Genomic DNA, 18,720 nt, shown 5'->3' on the forward strand with positions numbered 1-18,720 from the left:
TTGCGAATCACGGAAAACCATACCGTGACGACAGAAATTATAGGGCAAGACAGTGACCGAACCAGCCAATAGCGGCAGTTTGCCCGTTTTTCCAAGCGAAATTCGCCCGAATTGCGACTGGGCCGACATGTTTGAAGTGGTGTGGCCGCAATAAGGATTTCTCATCCTCTATAGCGATCCTCCACCGCAAATCCGAAAATACTTTGTCCATCCGGTGCTTGCGCGCAAAAATGCCGCATGGGTTCTCGTGCTCCTTTCTTGCGGTCGGAAAGAGAGTATGGTTTGAACCACCGCTAGGACCACCGGGATTCCCTTTCCGGTGCGGTAGCATATTCGTGCGGCCCGGACGCATGGAATTGGGAGACATTGAGGGCGATGAGAAAAATCCTTGCAAGTGCCGGAGCTGCGGCAGCCTTTTTCGCCACCGCTGCAGCCTATGCGGCGCAGCCGACGCCGTGGCAGACGGCGTTCCAGCCGGCAGCCACCGGCATGATGGAGCAGATCACCTGGTTCGAGCACTACACGCTGTGGTTCATCGTGCCGATCACGCTCTTCGTGCTCTTCCTGCTCGCCTATTGCATCATCAAGTTCCGCGCCAGCGTGAACCCGGTTCCCTCGCGCACCAGCCATAACACACTGATCGAGGTGGTCTGGACAGTCGGGCCGGTCGTGCTCCTGCTCTTCATCGCAGTGCCCTCCTTCCAGCTCCTGACGTCGCAATACACGCCGCCGGAAGAGGCCAAGATCACGCTGAAGGCGACCGCCAACCAGTGGAACTGGGACTACGAATACCAGAATGACGAGCCGCTCTCGTTCAACTCGGCTCTTCTGGCCGATGGTGACCGCGCAGCCGCCGGCAAGGAAGATCGCGGCGCTTATCCGCGTCTGCTGGCTGTCGACAACGAGATCGTCGTTCCGATCAGCACGACCGTGCGCGTTCTGGTTACCGCCAGTGACGTAATCCACGCCTTCGCGATGCCGGCCTTCGGCGTCAAGACGGACGCGGTGCCGGGCCGTATCAACGAGATCTGGTTCAAGGCGGAAAAGGAAGGCCTCTACTACGGCCAGTGCTCCGAGCTTTGCGGCAAGGATCACGCCTATATGCCGATCGCCATCCGGGTCGTCTCGGATGCGCAGTATACGACGTGGCTGGCTGCGGCCAAAACCGACCTGAATGGCGCCAACAAGGCGTTGATGGCCGAAATCGACAGCACCAGCAAGGTAGCGGTCGCCGGCAATTGATGCCGCGACCGGACAGAAATTAGGGAATGGAGCGGAATATGGCAGGCGCTGCAGCTCACGACGATCACGATCACAGGCCGAAAGGCTGGATCCGTTGGGTGTACTCGACCAACCACAAGGATATCGGAACGCTCTACCTGATCTTCGCGATCATGGCGGGCATCGTCGGCGGCTTTCTGTCGGTGATGATGCGCTGGGAGCTGGCTGAGCCGGGCATTCAGGTTTTCCATGGTCTTGCATCCATGGTCTACGGCGTCGAAGGTGACGCCGCGATCGATGCGGGCAAGAGCATGTATAATGCCTTCACCACCGCTCACGGCCTGGTCATGATCTTCTTCATGGTCATGCCTGCGCTTATCGGTGGCTTTGCCAACTGGATGGTGCCGATCATGATCGGCGCGCCGGACATGGCGTTCCCGCGCATGAACAACATCTCGTTCTGGCTGCTTCCGCCGGCCTTCATCCTGCTCATTCTCTCGGCCTTCATGCCAAGCGCTCCCGGAGCCCACGGCGTCGGCGGCGGCTGGACGATCTATCCGCCGCTCTCGACCTCCGGCCAGCCCGGCCCGGCGATGGATCTGGCGATCCTTTCGCTGCACATTGCCGGTGCGTCGTCTATCCTCGGCGCGATCAACTTCATCACCACCATCTTCAACATGCGCGCTCCGGGTATGACGCTGCACAAGATGCCGCTGTTTGCCTGGTCGGTGCTGATCACCGCCTTCCTGCTCTTGCTTTCGCTGCCGGTTCTGGCAGGCGGCATCACCATGCTTCTGACCGACCGCAACTTCGGCACGACCTTCTTCGCGCCTGAAGGCGGCGGTGACCCGATCCTGTTCCAGCACCTGTTCTGGTTCTTCGGTCACCCGGAAGTCTACATCCTGATCCTGCCGGGCTTCGGCATCGTCAGTCACATCGTCTCGACCTTCTCGAAGAAGCCGGTGTTCGGTTATCTCGGCATGGCCTACGCCATGGTCGCGATCGGCGCCGTCGGCTTCATCGTCTGGGCGCACCACATGTACACGACCGGCCTGTCGCTCGACACGCAGCGCTACTTCGTGTTCGCAACGATGGTTATCGCGGTTCCGACCGGCGTGAAGATCTTCTCCTGGATCGCAACGATGTGGGGTGGCTCGATCTCGATGAAGACGCCCATGATCTGGGCGATCGGCTTCATCTTCCTGTTCACCGTCGGCGGCGTCACGGGCGTTCAGCTCGCCAATGCCGGCCTCGACCGCTCGATGCACGACACCTATTACGTCGTGGCTCACTTCCACTACGTGCTGTCGCTGGGTGCGGTGTTCGCGATCTTCGCGGCCTGGTACTACTGGTTCCCGAAGATGACCGGCTACATGTACTCGCCGTTCATCGCCAACAGCCACTTCTGGATCACCTTCGTCGGCGTGAACCTGGTGTTCTTCCCGCAGCATTTCCTCGGCCTCGCCGGTATGCCGCGCCGTTACATCGACTATCCGGACGCTTTTGCCGGCTGGAACATGGTGTCGTCCTACGGCTCCTACATCTCGGCCTTCGGCGTACTGGTATTCCTGTACGGCGTCTTCGAGGCCTTCTCGAAGAAGCGCGTTGCCGGTGCCAATCCGTGGGGTGAAGGTGCGACGACGCTGGAATGGCAGCTGCCTTCGCCGCCGCCGTTCCACCAGTGGGAACAGCTCCCGCGCATCAAGTAAGCGTAGCTGACAAGATACGAGACCGCCGCTCGCCGGCGGTCTCTGCCAAACCGAAAGAGTGGACTGCGTAGGCATGGCCCTGGTTGACAAGAACACGCTGGATGACGGAGGCTTTCGCATGTCGGAAGCGACCGCCCGCGACTTCATCGAGCTGCTCAAGCCGCGCGTGATGTCGCTTGTCGTGTTCACGGCATTCGTCGGCCTCGTTGCCGCACCTGTTTCGATCAATCCTTTCATCGCCGTCGTCGCCATCCTGGCGATCGCCATCGGTGCGGGCGCTTCCGGCGCTTTGAACATGTGGTACGACGCCGATATTGATGCGGTCATGACCCGCACCGCAACCCGGCCCGTGCCGTCGGGCCGCGTTCTGCCGGGCGAGGCGCTGGTCTTCGGCCTGATCCTGTCGGCACTCTCGGTGATGACGCTGGGCGTGCTGGTCAACTGGCTGTCGGCCGCACTGCTGGCCTTAACCATCTTCTTCTACGCCGTCGTCTACACGATGTGGCTGAAACGCTCGACGCCGCAGAACATCGTTATCGGCGGTGCCGCCGGCGCTTTCCCGCCGATGATCGGCTGGGCCGCGGCGACAGGTTCCATCAGCCTTGAAAGCGTTATCCTGTTCCTGATCATCTTCCTGTGGACGCCGCCGCATTTCTGGGCGCTGGCGCTGTTTAAGTCGCAGGATTACGGCCGCGCCGGCATCCCGATGATGCCGAACGTTGCCGGTGAGGCTTCGACCCGCAAGCAGATATTCGCCTATTCGCTGCTTCTCGCACCTGTCGGCATGCTGCCCTGGGCCTTCGGCTTCACGACCGCCGGTTACGGCGTCGTCGCCACCGCGCTCGGCATCGGCTTCATCTGGTATGCCTGGAAGGTTCTGGTCATGCCCGACAGCGATCGCGTCATGAAGCCGGCCAAGGCGCTGTTTGCCTATTCGCTGCTCTATCTCTTCGTCATCTTCGCTGCCTATCTGGCTGACAGCGTCGTCGAACGCACGCTGGCTTCGGGAGTGTTGTCATGATCGAGAACGAACTGGTGACGCTGACTGATAAGCAGAAGAAGGCGCGCCGCAGCCGCTCGATCGCCATCGGCCTCGGGCTCGCCGTACTTGTGGTCGTCTTCTACGTCTCGACGATCATCAAGTTCGGCCCCGCAATCCTCGACCGTGCGCTGTGAGGACCGAATGAATCGCGAAACACTCGTCGATCCGAAGACGCAGAAATCCAACAAGGTGGTCGCAGGCGTCTGCGCGGCCTTTTTTGCCGGCATGATCGGCATGGCCTATGCCGCCGTGCCGCTCTACGCGATGTTCTGCAAGGTCACCGGCTATGGCGGCACGACACAGCGCGTCGACCAGTATTCCGACCGCGTCCTCGACCAGAAGGTGACGATCCGCTTCGACGCCAACACGACCGGCGGTCTGCCGTGGAAATTCCAGCCGGTGGCGCGCGACATGTCGATCAGGATCGGTGAAACCGCGCAGGCCCATTACACGGCTGCGAACATGTTCGACAAGCCGACCTATGGCCGCGCGACCTTCAACGTCACGCCGGAACTGGCGGGTGCCTATTTCAACAAGGTCGAGTGCTTCTGCTTCACCGATACGACGCTGAAGCCGGGCGAGACGCTCGACATGCCGGTCGTTTTCTATGTCGATCCCGACATCGTCAACGTGCCGGAACTGAAGGACGTGAAGACGATCACGCTTTCCTATACCTTTTTCCCCATAGAGGGGGTAAAGCCGGTTGCGGCAGCGCCGCAAGCTGGACCAATCAAGACTAACGATAATACCGACGGAAACCTCGGGGGCTGACATGGCTGACGCGCACGCAAAACCAAATCACGACTATCACATCATTGCCCCGAGCCCGTGGCCGTTTCTGGGTTCGCTCGGCGCGCTCATCATGGCGATCGGCGGCGTCGCCTGGATGCAGTATCTGAAGCAGGGCAACTTCCCGTTCTTCGGCTTCAACCTGGCCTCCAGCCACTGGTATCTTTTCGCCATCGGTCTCGCGATCGTCCTCTACACCATGTACGGCTGGTGGGGCGACACCATCAAGGAAGCGCATGAGGGCCACCACACCCGCGTTGTGTCGCTGCACCTGCGCTACGGCATGATCATGTTCATCGCCTCGGAGGTGATGTTCTTCGTGGCATGGTTCTGGGCTTTCTTCGACGCCAGCCTGTTCCCGAATGAGGTCCATCAGGTCGCCCGCGCGGAATTCACCGGCGGTGTCTGGCCGCCCAAGGGCATCGAGGTCCTCGACCCGTTCCACCTACCGCTCTACAACACCATCATCCTGCTGCTGTCCGGCACGACGGTCACCTGGGCGCATCACGCGCTGATCCATGGCGACCGCAAGGGCCTGATCAACGGCCTGGCGCTGACGGTCGGCCTCGGCGTGCTGTTCTCCTTCGTTCAGGCCTACGAATACATCCACGCACCATTCACCTTCCACGACTCGATCTACGGCGCGACCTTCTTCATGGCGACCGGCTTCCACGGCTTCCACGTCATCATCGGCACGATCTTCCTGCTCGTCTGCCTGATCCGTGCGATGAAGGGCGACTTCACGCCGAAGCAGCATTTCGGCTTCGAGGCCGCTGCCTGGTACTGGCACTTCGTCGACGTCGTCTGGCTGTTCCTGTTCGCCTCGATCTATGTCTGGGCATCCGTAGGCGCGACGATCGCTCACGGCCACTGAGGCAACATATCGTGTTATTGGAAGGCGGTCGTGGCAGCACGGCCGCCTTCCGCTTTTCTGGCGCAATGACGGGGCAGATATCGGTCCGCTTCTCACGCTCTCGGCGGTTCCCTCGATAGAGATAGATCCATGACCCAGCCCACACATGAAGATCAGGCGCTTTGGCCGCCGGTTGAACCGATCGCGGCGGGTCTCAAGGGGCGCTGCCCGCGCTGCGGTGAGGGAAGGCTATTCTCCAGTTTCCTGACGGTCGCCCCACGCTGCGGCACCTGCCGGCTCGACTATTCCTTTGCCGACGCCGGCGATGGCCCTGCGGTCTTCGTCATCCTGATCATCGGCTTCATCGTCGTCGGCTCGGCACTGTGGATGGAAGTTACCTACAACCCGCCGCTGTGGCTGCATTTCCTGTTGTGGATCCCGCTCACGATCATACTCAGCCTGACGGCGCTGCGGTTGATCAAGGGCGTGCTGATCACGCTGCAATACCGCAACAAGGCTGCCGAAGGGCGCATGGATCAGCCGGAATGAGCGGTTCTGCTGTATCCGGTTTCCGTGCGAGCAGGCCGGCACGATTGCTTGCATTGGTCCTTGGCTTGGTGGCTTTCGCCGTGCTGATCGGGCTCGGCACATGGCAGGTCGAGCGACTGCACTGGAAGGAAGCGCTGCTGGCGACGATCGACCAGCGCATCCACTCAGTGCCGCTTCCGCTCGCCGATATCGAGAAGAAATTCGCCGAGGGCGGCGACGTCGATTACTGGCCGGTGACGGTCAGCGGCCAGTTCATGCCCGAAGGCGAGCGGCATTTCTTCGCCACCTATGAGGGCGATTCCGGCTTTTATGTCTACACGCCGCTGAAGCTTGCCGATGGTCGTGCTGTTTTCGTCAATCGCGGGTTCGTGCCCTACGACCTGAAGGATGCGGGCAAGCGGCCTGCCGGACAGGTCACGGGCGAGGTAACGGTCACCGGACTAGCCCGCAATCCGCTGCCGGAAAAGCCGTCCTCGATGGTTCCCGACAATGATACGGTCAAGAACGTCTTCTACTGGAAGGACCGCGACGTGATGGCGGCCAGTGCTGGCCTGCCGACCGGCGCGGCACTCGTGCCCTTCTTCATCGATGCCGACAAGACGCCCAATCCCGGCGGCCTGCCGGTCGGTGGTGTGACGATGATCGACCTGCCCAACAGCCATCTGCAATATGCCGTCACCTGGTACGGGCTGGCGGCAGCGCTCGCCGGTGTGCTCGGCGTGTGGCTGTTTCGCTCGCGGCGTAACTAGATCGCTGTTGCTCCTCATTCACCGGCCGACACCTTGTTCCCCTCAAAGAACGAGGGAGAAGGACGAAGCTCCAGCGTACACGCCTCCCTCTCCCCGTTTTTCACGGGGAGAGGGTAAGGGTGAGGGGCTATTTTGAGATGACGGGAAACGATCTAATGATACCACCGGCCTTGACATAAGGTGGGTGCAGACATCATTTCGGCACTATCAAACAGACCGGACGCCATGCCTGAAATTTCATCCAAGCCGCCACTCACCATCCGGCTCTGCCAGCCGCGCGGATTTTGCGCCGGGGTCGACCGTGCTATCCAGATCGTGGTGCTGGCGCTGAAGAAATACGGCGCGCCGGTCTATGTGCGCCACGAGATCGTGCACAACCGATATGTCGTCGAAGGCCTGCAGAATCTCGGCGCGGTCTTCATCGAGGAGTTGAACGAAATCCCCGCCGAGCATCGCGAATGCCCGGTGGTGTTTTCGGCCCATGGCGTGCCGAAATCGGTGCCGGAAGATGCCCAGGCGCGCAACCTCTTCTATCTCGACGCGACGTGCCCGCTGGTCTCGAAGGTGCACAAGCAGGCCATGCGCCACCAGCGCCTCGGCCGCCACGTGCTGCTGATCGGCCATGGCGGTCACCCGGAAGTCATCGGCACGATGGGGCAACTGCCGGAAGGTTCGGTAACGCTGATCGAGACCGAGGCCGATGTCGCAGCCTTTGTCCCTAGTGATCCCGAAGCGCTCGGCTTCGTCACCCAGACGACTTTGTCTGTCGAGGATACCGCCGGCCTCATTCGCGCGCTGCAAGACAGGTTCCCGGCGATGATGGCGCCTTCGGCCGAATCGATCTGCTACGCCACCACCAACCGCCAGGAAGCGGTGAAGGAAACCGCGTCCGGCGCCGATCTTTTCCTCGTTGTCGGCGCGCCGAATTCCTCGAACTCCAAGCGCCTTGTCGAGGTTGCGGAACGCGCCGGTGCGAAAATGTCGCTTCTCGTGCAGCGCGCCTCCGAAATTCCGTGGGATGACATCGCCGGCATTTCGACTTTGGGCCTGTCGGCGGGAGCGTCCGCGCCGGAGATCATCGTCGACGAGATCATCGACGCCTTCCGCGCCCGTTTCGACGTGAAGGTGGACCTGGCGATAACGGCGACGGAAACGGAGAATTTCCCGGTAATGAGTGTGCTGCGTGACATGAAGCTGACCCCGTCGGACATGGCCTTCGTCAACGGAACCGTATGATGGCAGTCTATACGGACGTTTCCGAAAACGAGCTCGGCGCGTTTCTGAAGGAATATTCGATCGGCGACCTTCTGTCCTACAAGGGCATCGCGGAAGGCTCCGAGAACTCGAACTTCCTGCTGCACACGTCGAGCGGCTCCTACATTCTCACCCTCTATGAGAAGCGGGTCGACAAGGGCGACTTGCCGTTCTTCCTCGGCTTAATGGAGCATCTGGCCGGAAAGGGCATTTCCTGCCCGCTGCCGGTGCATCGGCGTGACGGCAGCGTCACCGGCGCGCTGGCTGGCCGTACGGCGGCGGTCATCACCTTCCTCGAAGGCATGTGGATGCGCCGCCCGACGGCGGCCCATTGCCGCGAAGTGGGTACTGCACTGGCAAGCCTGCATGTCGCCGGCGTGGATTTCCCGCTGAAGAGGCCAAACGCGCTCGACATCGCCGGCTGGCGCAAGCTGTGGGAAGGATCGCACGACCGCGCCGACGAAGTCGAAAAAGGGCTGGCGGCTGAAGTTGACGCGGACTTCGCTGCGTTCGAGCGCAATTGGCCAAAGGACCTGCCTGCAGGTGTCATCCATGCCGATCTGTTTCCCGATAATGTCTTCTTTCTCGGCGAGAAGCTCTCGGGGCTGATCGACTTCTATTTCGCCTGCAACGACCTCTACGCCTATGATGTGGCGATCTGCCTGAATGCCTGGTGCTTCGAGAAGGACGGTTCCTTCAATCTCACCAAGGGCACGGCATTGCTGGCAGCCTATCAGGCGGTGCGGCCGCTGAGCGATGCGGAAAAGCAGGCGCTGCCAATTCTGGCGCGGGGTGCTGCACTTCGCTTCATGCTGACGCGGCTTTATGACTGGCTGACCATTCCCGACGGCGCGCTGGTCCAGAAGCGCGATCCGATGGAATTCATCCGCAAGGTGCGGTTCCACCGCCAGATCAATTCCGCGTCCGAATATGGGTTGAAATGAACAAATCAGTCGAAGTTTTCACCGACGGCGCCTGCTCGGGCAATCCGGGTCCCGGCGGCTGGGGTGCCATCCTGCGCTTCAACGGCAAGACCAAGGAGCTTTCCGGCGGCGAAGCGGATACGACCAACAACCGCATGGAACTGATGGCGGCGATTTCGGCGCTGAACGCACTGAAGGAACCCTGCACGGTCGACCTTCACACCGATAGCAAATATGTGATGGACGGCATTTCGAAGTGGATTCACGGCTGGAAGAAGAACGGCTGGAAGACCGCCGACAAGAAGCCGGTGAAGAACGGCGAACTTTGGCAGGCGCTGGACGAGGCGAACAAGCGTCACAAGGTGACGTGGCACTGGGTCAAGGGCCATGCCGGCCACGAGGAAAACGAGCGCGCTGACGAGCTCGCCCGCATGGGCATGGCGCCGTTCAAGAAATAGCTTGTAACAACAGGAAATTGACCGGATGCGCGGTGTTACCGCGCATCCGGCCGGTTCTGATCAGAGCTGTTCGAGAAGCTTGGCAGCGCCCGATTCGACGGCCTGGCCGGGCGAGTCTTCGATGTTGAGCGCGGTCACCTTGCCGTTATCGACGATCATCGAAAAGCGCTTCGAACGGATGCCGAGCCCGCCACCGCTGAGGTCGGCTTCAAGGCCGGCCGCGCGGACGAAGTCGCCATTGCCGTCGGCCAGATAAAGAATTTTGCCTTCGCCGCCGGTGAAGTTCGCCCATGCGCCCATGACGAAATGATCGTTGACCGCAACGACGGCGATGGTGTCGACGCCGCGCGAGATGATCGCGTCGTGGTTTTCCAGATAGCCCGGCAGATGGTTGTTGGAGCAGGTGGGGGTGAAGGCACCCGGCACGCCGAACAGAACGACCTTTTTGCCGGCAAAAATCTCGGCGGTGGTCACGGCCTTGGCGCCGTCGAAGGTCATCGTCTTGAAGGTCGCTTCGGGCAGTTTGTCGCCAACGGAAATCGTCATGAAGTCTTCTCGCTTTGTCCGGTTAAGGTTCGGGAGATTGGGTATCGACTTATCGTCTTCAGGGCAATCGCCGGGAGGCGATTTCGAAGTCCTCAGAGGTTACATATAGGGCAGGATGCCGCTGACGGAACCGGCGTCAGAAACCAGCGTATAATGCAGGCCGCCCTCCGCCGGCGCCTGTGCGGGACGGTTCAGTATCTCCACCGAAAACAGCGTCCTGCCGTCCTTTTCCACGCGCTTCGGCGCGGCGAAGGAATAGCCATTCTCACCCGCGATGAAAAAATCGGCTGACGTCGGATTTCCGGGAAAGGTAGCCTCCACGAGCAGGCTCTTTTCGTCCTTGCTGACGATCTTCACGTTGAAATCCGGCTGCTCTGCAGCGGGCAATGCCTCCTGCGCCGCCGAGACCAAGGCGGCATCATCGGCATTGTCCGGGTCGCTGGCGGGATCGAGCAACAGCTTCGTGCTGACCGGTATGCAGATCGTCTCGCATATGCCGAGGAAAACGTGAGCGTCGATCATCGCCGGCTCACCTGCCGCCTTGAGATGAAAGGTGATCGGCAGCGCGACCGACTGGTCATATCCGGCCCATTTCGAATAGCCGTCATCGTGGTGCTGCGGGGCGGGGAAGTCGAATTCCGCGCTCGAAATGTTGGTGCTGGCACTGATATCGAGCTGCGGCGGCACGCCTGCGTCGCCGGGGTCGCGCCAGTAGGTCTTCCAGCCCGGATCGAGATCGATGTCGAGGATGCCGTGAAGCTGGCCGTTTGCGTCCGGCTTGCCGGAGGTGACGAGCCGCACCCTGCCGCCCTGAGTTTCGAACCAGTCGGTGGAGGATGCCAGCGCAGGCGCCGAGCCGAGTGCGATGGCAAGCAGGCCGATTGCTGCGACTTTCGTGCTTTTCATGTCTGCGATTTGACCTTGCGGATGGCGTTACGCAACCGGCTCATCCTTTCGCCACCATCATTTTTGCGTGAGGCCACGCCCTGCATCTGTCAACATTGGCCTAAGGCGTATCTTTCAAGCGTGTCGAAAACGCGTTACTTTTCTCGCATGGACCTGTTGCGACAAAAAAAAGGTGCAGAGAAACGTGGATTTCTCGATGACCAGTTCCTCATCGCCATGCCGGGGATGAAGGATGAAAGGTTCGCGCGCACCGTGATTTATGTCTGCGCCCACAGCGACGAGGGCGCGATGGGCCTCATCATAAACCAGTCGCAGCAATTGCTGTTCCCCGACCTTCTGGTGCAACTCGGCATTCTCGACCAGCAGGAGGCGATACGCCTGCCTCCGTCGGCGCGCGATTTCGTCGTGCGCAATGGCGGCCCGGTCGACCGCAGCCGCGGCTTCGTGCTCCACACCGACGACTACAAGGTCGAATCCTCGCTGCCGGTGTCGGAGGATATTTGCCTCACGGCAACCGTCGATATCCTGCGCGCGATCTCGTCGGGCAGGGGGCCGCGCCATGCGCTGATGGTGCTAGGCTATGCCGGCTGGGGTGCCGGTCAGCTCGAAAGCGAGATCGCCCAGAACGGCTGGCTGACCTGCCCGGCCAAGCCGGAATTCCTCTTCGACGGGGATATCGATCGCAAATATGATCGCGTGCTGGCCTCTATCGGCGTCGACCTGGCCCATCTCAGCCAGGACGCCGGTCACGCCTGAGCGACAGGATACTGCTCTTTCAACAGCTTCAAGACAGAATCGCCGGGTATCGGCGCGCCGAACATGTAGCTCTGGACATATTCGCAGCCCATCTGGCGCAGTTGCAGCGCATCGTTCTCGTCGGCGATGCCTTCGGCAACCACCGACATGCCAAGCTCATGCGCCATGTTGACCATGGATTTCAGCAGCACCGAGCGCTTGGGCGAAGAATCGTCGAGGAAGCTCTTGTCGATCTTGATGGTGTCGAAGGGAAAGCGCGTGAGATAGGAGAGGGACGAATAACCGGTGCCGAAATCATCCAGCGACAGGCCGATGCCGAGTTGCTTCAGCTTGGCCAGCACATGGGCGCTCTGTTCGGGATTGTCCATCACCAGCGATTCGGTCAGTTCGAGACGGAAGCAGCGTGCCTTGAGGCCGGCGCGCGCAATAACCGAGCGCACGTCGCTGACGAGGTCGCGGCGAATGAGCTGGCGGCTGGAAAGGTTCACCGACACTGAAAGCGGCGCGTCGCCGATCTGCTTCTGCCAGCCGGCAAGGTCCTCCGCCGCGCGCTGCATGGCGAACAGGCCGAGCTGAACGATCAGGCCGCAGCTCTCGGCGACCGGGATGAAATCCGACGGCGGGATCTGTCCGCGACGGGGATGGTCCCAGCGCAGCAGCGCTTCGAAACCGGCGACGCTACGGTCTTCCAGGCGCACGATGGGCTGGTAGGCGAGCGTAAGCTCCTTGCGCTCGACGGCGCGGCGCAGGTCGGATTCGAGCTGCAGACGGTCCGTGCCGACCGAACGGAAAGCGGGCCGGAAGGGTTCGATGCGGTCGCCGCCGAAGCGCTTGGCCTGGTGCATGGCGAGTTCGGCGTCCTTGACCATGTCCTCGGCCGAAGCCTGGGCTTCCGTCCAGGTGATGAGGCCGACGGACGCCGTCAGCACGATCTCGCGCTTGGCGAAGGTGATCGGCGAGCGGATCGCCTGCTTGATCGCATCGGCGACCGCCGCGATGCGGGCCGGGTCCTGCTCGGAAAGCAGCATCAGGGCGAACTGGTCGCCGGCAAAGCGCGACAGCGAATCCTTTGGCTTGAGAATGCGGTGCAGGCGTCTTGCGATCGTCAGCAGGATCGTGTCGCCTGCCGAGATGCCGAGGCTGTCGTTGACATGCTTGAAGCGGTCGATGTCGATGACGAAGACGGTCGGGCGAACCTTCTCCTCGGTCTTGGCGATCGAGATGATCGCCTCCAGCCGGTTCATGAACAGCTCGCGGTTCGGCAGGCCGGTGAGGTTGTCATGCACGGCATCGTGCAGCAGCCGTTCCTCGGATTTCTTCTGCTCGGTCACGTCGATGAGCGTACCGACACAGCGGATCACTTCGCCGTCCGAGCCGATAACGGGGCGCGCGCGCAGCGAGAACCAGTGATAATGCCCATCGGCGCCGCGCAGGCGGAAATTCTGCGCCACACGTCCGCGCCGGTGTTCCAGCACGACGTCGAGCGTGGTGCGGAACGTGTCGCGGTCGTCGGCGTGCAGAACGGGCAGCCAGTTGCGGGCCGGGCCGCCAAGGCTGTTGGGCGCAAGGCCGAGCTGCAGGCTGACATCCGGGCGCGTCACCACGCGGTCGCGCAGCACGTCCCAGTCCCAGACGATATCGCCTGAACCGGCCACGGCCAGCGCCTGGCGTTCAAGATCGCTGAACAGCCCCTGATGCAGGGCGCCGCCGGCGAAAGCGTGTTGCATGACGGTGAAGCCGATCAACAGGATGATAAGGATCAGGCCGCCGCCGAGCGCCGGCTGGACGACGTCGTTGTCCAGTATGCCGGTGATCGCCATCCACGATCCGCATAGCCACAGGAGCACCATGACCCAGCTGGGGATCAGCATGATGGCGCGGTCGTAGCCGCGTATGCCGAGATAGACGATGAGGCCGACGCCCAGGAGTGCCGTTGCGCCGAAGGATAGCCGCGCGATGCCGGCGGCCACGGCCGGATCGATGACCGCCACGCCGGCAATCAGCACCAGTCCGAGTATCCAGGCGAAGACGCCGTAACTGAAATGGCCATGCCATCGGTTCAGGTTGAGGTAGGCGAAGAGGAACACCACGAAGGTCGCTGCCAGGCCGACCTCCGTGCCGGCTCGCCATATCTGCTCATTGCCGGGCGATATCTCGATGACCTTGTTGAGGAAACCGAAATCGACGCAGATATAGGCAAGAACCGCCCATGAAAGCGCTGCGGTCGCCGGGAACATCGAGGTTCCCTTGACGACGAAAAGAATGGTCAGGAACAGCGCCAGCAGGCCTGAAATGCCGATGACGATGCCGCGGTAGAGCGTATAGGAATTGACCGAATCCTTGTAGGGCTCGGGGTCCCAGAGATAGACCTGCGGCAGCTTCGGCGAGGCGAGCTCGGCGATGAAGGTAACGACCGTGCCGGGGTTGAGCGTCACCAGGAATACGTCGGCGTCGGGGCTCGCCTGGCGGTCGAGCGCGAAGCCTTCGCTTGGAGTGATCGCTGTGATGCGGCTGGAGCCGAGATCGGGCCAGAACAGGCCGGAATTCACCAGGCGGAAATGCGGCGCGACGATCAGGCGGTCGATCTGCTGCTCGGTCGTGTTGGCGAGCGCGAAGACCGCCCAGTCGCCGCTGGAGCGCTTGTTGTTGGCCTCGACCTCGATTCGCCGCACGATGCCGTCGGGGCCGGGGGCGGTCGAGACCTGAAAGTTCTCGCCCTGATTCCGGTAGATCTCGACCGCGCCCGAAAGATCGAGCGCGACATCGTCGCGGGCGATCTTGATGGGCTCGATGGCGAATGCCGACGAGATGGCGCACAGGCTTACGATTGCCGCTAGGACAAAAGCCGCAAGGCGCCGTATCCGCAGAGAATATGCCAAAAATCAGCCCTTCGTCCTGACGCCAAGCCGATCGTCCGCGATCAGGGCGTAGAGGTAGTGATCCTGCCAGTTACCATTGATCCTGAGATAGGATCGCAAAAGTCCTTCACGCTGAAATCCGGCTTTTTCAAGCACGCGTACGGAGCGCGAATTTTCGGGAATACAGGCAGCCTCGATCCGGTGCAACCTCAGCGTATCGAAAGCGAACTGCACGAGCAGAAGAAGGGCGTCGACCATGTAACCCTTTCCGGCGTAGCGCTCGCCGACCCAGTAGCCGATCTGGCCGCTCTGCGCGACGCCCTGGCGGATGTTGCCGATGGTGATTCCGCCAACCAGCCGCCCCGAAGCATTCTCGAAGATGAAGAAGGCGACGGCGCTGCCATTGGTGAAATCCTCGCGGTAGCGGCTGAGCCGCTGACGCCACGAGGCCCGCTCGAGCTCGTCGGAAGCCCAGCGCGGCTCCCATGGCTCGAGGAAGGCACGGCTCTCCGCACGAAGGGCCGCCCACTCGCGGTAGTCGCCGGATTCCGGCACCCGCAGGTTGACACGATCGCCTTTCAGCGCCGGAAAATCTCGGCGGAAAAAAGGAAACGCGATCATCGCTTTTGCGAGGGCTCAGACGGCCAGCTTGCGAAGACCGCTGTCGAGTCTCGGAAGCGCGTCGAGAATGCTTTCATAAGGCGGCAACGTGCCCACCGGCCCAACGGCGGTTACCGTCGGCTTGGTCGAAAACAGCCGCGACGACAAATCCGTTAGACGATCCACCGTCAGCGCCGAAAGCCGCTCCATCAGCTCTTCCTTGGCGATCGGGCGTCCGAACAGCAGCATCTGCCGCGCGATCTGCGAAGCCCGGCTGGAAGCGCTCTCACCAGACATGATGAGACCGGCGCGGTACTGCGCCCGGGCGCGGTCCAATTCTTCCTGGCCGATATGCTCACCGGCCCGCTCCAGTTCCTTGATGATCACCGGAACAAGCTTGGCGATGTCGCCTTCGCCAGTCGCGGCATGAACGCCGAAGATGCCGGTGTCAGAAAATCCCCAGTGAAAGGCATAGACCGAGTAGCACAGGCCGCGCTTTTCGCGCACTTCCTGGAACAGTCGTGAAGACATGCCACCGCCGAGGATCATCGACAGCACCTGCGAGGCGTAGAAGTCACGCACATGATAGGCGCGGCCCTCGAAGCCGAGCACGATCTGCGCGTCCTGAAGGTCGCGATGTTCGCGGTAGTCGCCGCCGACATAATGCGCATATTGCGGAACGACACTGTCGGACTTGGCGCGGAAGCCGCCCAGCTGGCGCTCGACGTCGCGGACGAAGACATCATGCTTCACGTCGCCGGCGGCCACGACCACCATCTGGTCCGCGCCATACTGGCGTTCCATGAAGGCGTGCAACTGGCCGGAGGTGAAGGATTTTACGGTCTCGGGCGTGCCGAGGATCGAGCGGCCTATCGTCTGGTGGCGAAAAGCCGTCTCGGTGAAGTGGTCGAACACGACGTCGTCCGGCGTGTCGTGTGCTGCGCCGATCTCCTGCAGGATCACGTGCTGCTCGCGCTCCAGTTCCTCCGGATCGAATTTCGATTCCGTCAGGATATCTGAGAGCAGGTCCATCGCCAGCGGCACGTCATCGGCGAGCACGCGGGCATAGAAGGAAGTTGTCTCGACGCTGGTGGCGGCGTTGATCTCGCCGCCGACATTCTCGATTTCGGAAGCGATCTGAAAGGCGCTTCGCCTCTTGGTCCCCTTGAACGCCATGTGTTCGAGGAGGTGGGCCATCCCATGCTCGTCGTCGCGTTCGTTGCGGGCCCCGGATTTGACCCAGACGCCCAATGCGACAGATTCGATACTTGGAAGGGTTTCGGTGGCGACTGTCAGGCCGTTCGACAGACGGCTTACCTCAACACCCATATAGATATTACTCCCTAACGCGCCGCCCGTGCGTGGCGGCTAATATGATCTTCCACCATTTTAAGCTCGGATGGAAGTACCGTGTATTTTTCCTCGCGTTCCATCAATCCCGCAAGCCATGCAGGCAGGGGCGGGACAACACCGCTCGCCGCTTCGACGGCGGCGGGGAACTTGGCCGGATGGGCCGTGGCAAGCACGATCATCGGTGCGTCGCCCTTTTGGCGGTTCGCGACATGAACGGCAGTCGCCGTATGCGGGTCGAGCAGATAGCCGCTCGCCTTCAGCGTCTCGCGGATCGTTGCCGCGGTCTCGTCCACCGTCGCGCGCCCGGCGTCGAATTCGCCGCGGATCTTTGCAAGGGCAGCGGCGTCGATGGTGAATGCACCCGACTGCTTGAGGCCGGCCATATAGCGGCGGACAGTGCCTGCATCGCGGTCTGAGGTTTCGAAAAGCAGGCGCTCGAAGTTGGACGACACCTGGATGTCCATCGACGGCGAGGTCGTGGCGACGACGCCCGTGGTGCGGTATTCGCCGGTCGAAAGCGTGCGGGCGAGGATGTCGTTGTCGTTGGTGGCGATCACCAGACGCTCGATCGGCAGGCCCATGCGCTTGGCGGCGTAACCGGCGAAGATATCGCCGAAATTACCGGTCGGCACGGTGAAGGACACCGGGCGGTCCGGCGCGCCAAGCGAAATCGCCGACGAGAAATAATACACGATCTGGGCCATGATTCGCGCCCAGTTGATCGAGTTGACCGCCGACAGCGAAACGCTGTCGCGAAAACCAGGGTTGTTGAACATGTCTTTCAGAAGACCCTGGCAGTCGTCGAAATTTCCTTCGACGGCGAGCGCATGGACGTTCGAAGCGGTCGAGGTTGTCATCTGCCGCTGCTGGACTGGCGAGACGCGGCCATGCGGGAAAAGCACGAACATGTCGGTGCGGTCGCGCCCGGCGAAGGCGTCGATCGCAGCGCCACCGGTATCGCCCGAGGTTGCCGCCACGATCGTGGCGCGGTGGTTGCGCTCTATGAGCACGTGATCCATCAAGCGGGCCAGGAACTGCATCGCCACGTCCTTGAAGGCAAGCGTCGGGCCGTGGAACAGTTCCAGCACGAAAGTGTTCGCATTGGTCTGCACCAGCGGGCAAACCGCGTCGTGGCGGAAGGTGGCATAGGCTTCACGCACGATGCGCTCGAAGGCCGGTGCTGCGATCTCGCCGCCGAGGAATGGCGTCAGCAGCCGGATGGCGAGATCGGGATAGGCAAGGCCGCGCATGGCGCGGATTTCGGCTGCGCTGAATTGCGGCCACTCGCTTGGAATATAAAGCCCGCCATCGCGTGCAAGCCCGGTAAGAACCGTATCCGAGAAACCGAGTGCGGGGGCTTCCCCGCGTGTGCTGACGTATTTCATTGTCATCCGTTCGTCGTGGTGGCTTGCTGTCTACGCGACTGAAAACTCTGTGGAAAAGCAGATCGGTGAAAAACTGAATCCCGTCAGTCGCATTTTTGCCGCGGCGTTGATATACAGCGACAGCTTTGAGAGAGGGAAGTGCAGCATATGCAGTTTCGATTTATCGACAGTCGTTTTTTGGCCGGTCTTGCAGTTTCGAGCTTTATGATTGCCGCCGCTGGTTGCCAATCCAACGACGCGGCGAAAGGCTTTGACCAAGCCAGCAAGCCCGATCAGGCAGGCAGGATCCTGGAAAGCGACCTTCGGGCCTATTGCCCGAACATCACGCTCCGTGAAGGGACAGCCTTCTTCAGCAGCTATGCCAAGGGCGGTCAGGACGACCCGAACAAGCTGGCCTACCAGGCTTCGATCGCCGACGTGACCCGAGCTTGCGTGACCCGTGACGGCACGTTGAGCATCGACGTCGCCGCCGCCGGCAAGATCGTGCCGGGTCCGGCCGGTGCGCCGGGAAGCGTGACCCTGCCGATCCGCGTCGTCGTGCTGCGCGGCGAGGAAGTGCTCTACTCCAAGCTCACCCAGTTTCCGGTCAGCTTGACCGATAAAACGGCTGCGACGCAGTTCGTCTTCAACGACAAGGGCGTTTCGGTTCCGGTTCCGGCCGAGCAGAACATCCGCATCTATGCCGGCTTCGACGAAGGCCCGGCGCCGAAGAAGAAGACCGCTGCCGCCGAGTGACAAAGCATGCCGCGCAAAAGTGCGCGGCGGTTTT

General features: G+C 61.5%; 19 protein-coding genes. 13 read left to right on the forward strand and 6 right to left on the reverse strand.

Translation table 11 applies throughout. The annotated features are described in order from the left end of the window. Positions 1-375: 375 nt before the first annotated feature. From coxB to rnhA, 11 genes are all read left to right on the forward strand, one after another. Entirely contained in the window at positions 376-1,242 is an 867-nt protein-coding gene (gene coxB / locus G6N74_RS05395) for a cytochrome c oxidase subunit II (protein ID WP_165115137.1), read from the forward strand. Between the two features lie 38 nt (positions 1,243-1,280). Then, positions 1,281-2,930 carry a cytochrome c oxidase subunit I gene (ctaD, locus tag G6N74_RS05400; RefSeq protein WP_165115139.1) on the forward strand — a complete coding sequence of 550 codons (1,650 nt, stop codon included), beginning with the start codon at positions 1,281-1,283 and terminating at the stop codon, positions 2,928-2,930. 73 nt (positions 2,931-3,003) lie between these two features. Continuing rightward, positions 3,004-3,951: a heme o synthase gene (locus tag G6N74_RS05405; RefSeq protein WP_165115141.1), complete on the forward strand. Its 948-nt coding sequence runs from the start codon at positions 3,004-3,006 to the stop codon at positions 3,949-3,951. Continuing rightward, a complete protein-coding gene (locus tag G6N74_RS05410) occupies positions 3,948-4,106 on the forward strand; it encodes a cytochrome c oxidase system small membrane protein (protein ID WP_165115143.1) in 159 nt (52 codons plus the stop codon). Before G6N74_RS05405 ends, G6N74_RS05410 begins: the two co-directional genes overlap by 4 nt. Before the next feature lie 7 nt (positions 4,107-4,113). After that, positions 4,114-4,743, forward strand: coding sequence for a cytochrome c oxidase assembly protein (locus tag G6N74_RS05415; protein ID WP_165115145.1), 630 nt, complete (start codon positions 4,114-4,116; stop codon positions 4,741-4,743). Between the two features lies 1 nt (position 4,744). Continuing rightward, entirely contained in the window at positions 4,745-5,635 is an 891-nt protein-coding gene (locus G6N74_RS05420) for a cytochrome c oxidase subunit 3 (RefSeq protein ID WP_165115147.1), read from the forward strand. Between the two features lie 129 nt (positions 5,636-5,764). Continuing rightward, on the forward strand, positions 5,765-6,163 hold the full coding sequence (locus tag G6N74_RS05425) for a DUF983 domain-containing protein (RefSeq protein ID WP_165115149.1): 399 nt from the start codon (positions 5,765-5,767) through the stop codon (positions 6,161-6,163). Continuing rightward, a complete protein-coding gene (locus tag G6N74_RS05430; RefSeq protein WP_165115151.1) occupies positions 6,160-6,912 on the forward strand; it encodes an SURF1 family protein in 753 nt (250 codons plus the stop codon). Before G6N74_RS05425 ends, G6N74_RS05430 begins: the two co-directional genes overlap by 4 nt. A 225-nt stretch (positions 6,913-7,137) precedes the next feature. Continuing rightward, positions 7,138-8,148 (forward strand): 4-hydroxy-3-methylbut-2-enyl diphosphate reductase, encoded by a 1,011-nt coding sequence (ispH, locus tag G6N74_RS05435; RefSeq protein ID WP_165115153.1) that lies wholly within the window; start codon positions 7,138-7,140, stop codon positions 8,146-8,148. After that, positions 8,148-9,110 (forward strand): homoserine kinase, encoded by a 963-nt coding sequence (locus G6N74_RS05440; RefSeq protein WP_165115155.1) that lies wholly within the window; start codon positions 8,148-8,150, stop codon positions 9,108-9,110. Before ispH ends, G6N74_RS05440 begins: the two co-directional genes overlap by 1 nt. After that, complete coding sequence (gene rnhA / locus G6N74_RS05445; protein ID WP_165115157.1) at positions 9,107-9,547, forward strand: ribonuclease HI; 441 nt, start codon at positions 9,107-9,109, stop codon at positions 9,545-9,547. The genes G6N74_RS05440 and rnhA overlap by 4 nt, the downstream gene beginning before the upstream one ends. Before the next feature lie 60 nt (positions 9,548-9,607). On the opposite strand, the gene G6N74_RS05450 is transcribed toward rnhA, so the two are convergent. Together G6N74_RS05450 and G6N74_RS05455 are read right to left on the reverse strand one after the other, a co-directional pair. Next, the gene (locus G6N74_RS05450) at positions 9,608-10,093 is read right to left on the reverse strand and encodes a peroxiredoxin (RefSeq protein WP_165115159.1); all 486 of its coding nucleotides are present in this window, start codon (positions 10,091-10,093) and stop codon (positions 9,608-9,610) included. Positions 10,094-10,192: 99 nt separating this feature from the next. Continuing rightward, positions 10,193-10,999, reverse strand: coding sequence for a protein-disulfide reductase DsbD domain-containing protein (locus G6N74_RS05455; protein WP_165115161.1), 807 nt, complete (start codon positions 10,997-10,999; stop codon positions 10,193-10,195). 147 nt (positions 11,000-11,146) lie between these two features. On the opposite strand from G6N74_RS05455, the gene G6N74_RS05460 reads away from it, so the two are divergent. Further along, positions 11,147-11,755, forward strand: coding sequence for a YqgE/AlgH family protein (locus tag G6N74_RS05460; protein WP_165115682.1), 609 nt, complete (start codon positions 11,147-11,149; stop codon positions 11,753-11,755). Here the strand turns inward: G6N74_RS05460 and G6N74_RS05465 are convergent. From G6N74_RS05465 to thrC, 4 genes are read right to left on the reverse strand one after another with little or no spacing between them, the layout of a single operon-like run. Further along, a complete protein-coding gene (locus tag G6N74_RS05465; protein WP_165115163.1) occupies positions 11,746-14,634 on the reverse strand; it encodes an EAL domain-containing protein in 2,889 nt (962 codons plus the stop codon). The genes G6N74_RS05460 and G6N74_RS05465 overlap by 10 nt on opposite strands. 3 nt (positions 14,635-14,637) lie before the next feature. Then, the gene (locus G6N74_RS05470) at positions 14,638-15,234 is read right to left on the reverse strand and encodes a GNAT family N-acetyltransferase (RefSeq protein WP_165115165.1); all 597 of its coding nucleotides are present in this window, start codon (positions 15,232-15,234) and stop codon (positions 14,638-14,640) included. 15 nt (positions 15,235-15,249) lie between these two features. Further along, positions 15,250-16,542 carry a M16 family metallopeptidase gene (locus tag G6N74_RS05475; protein ID WP_165115167.1) on the reverse strand — a complete coding sequence of 431 codons (1,293 nt, stop codon included), beginning with the start codon at positions 16,540-16,542 and terminating at the stop codon, positions 15,250-15,252. 14 nt (positions 16,543-16,556) lie between these two features. Further along, on the reverse strand, positions 16,557-17,951 hold the full coding sequence (gene thrC, locus G6N74_RS05480; RefSeq protein WP_165115169.1) for a threonine synthase: 1,395 nt from the start codon (positions 17,949-17,951) through the stop codon (positions 16,557-16,559). 147 nt (positions 17,952-18,098) lie between these two features. Between thrC and G6N74_RS05485 the strand changes: the two genes are divergently transcribed. Next, positions 18,099-18,686, forward strand: coding sequence for a hypothetical protein (locus G6N74_RS05485; RefSeq protein WP_165115171.1), 588 nt, complete (start codon positions 18,099-18,101; stop codon positions 18,684-18,686). Positions 18,687-18,720: the final 34 nt, after the last annotated feature.

This window comes from Mesorhizobium zhangyense, assembly GCF_011045115.1.
In the GTDB taxonomy this organism is placed as follows: Bacteria; Pseudomonadota; Alphaproteobacteria; order Rhizobiales; family Rhizobiaceae; genus Mesorhizobium_M; species Mesorhizobium_M zhangyense.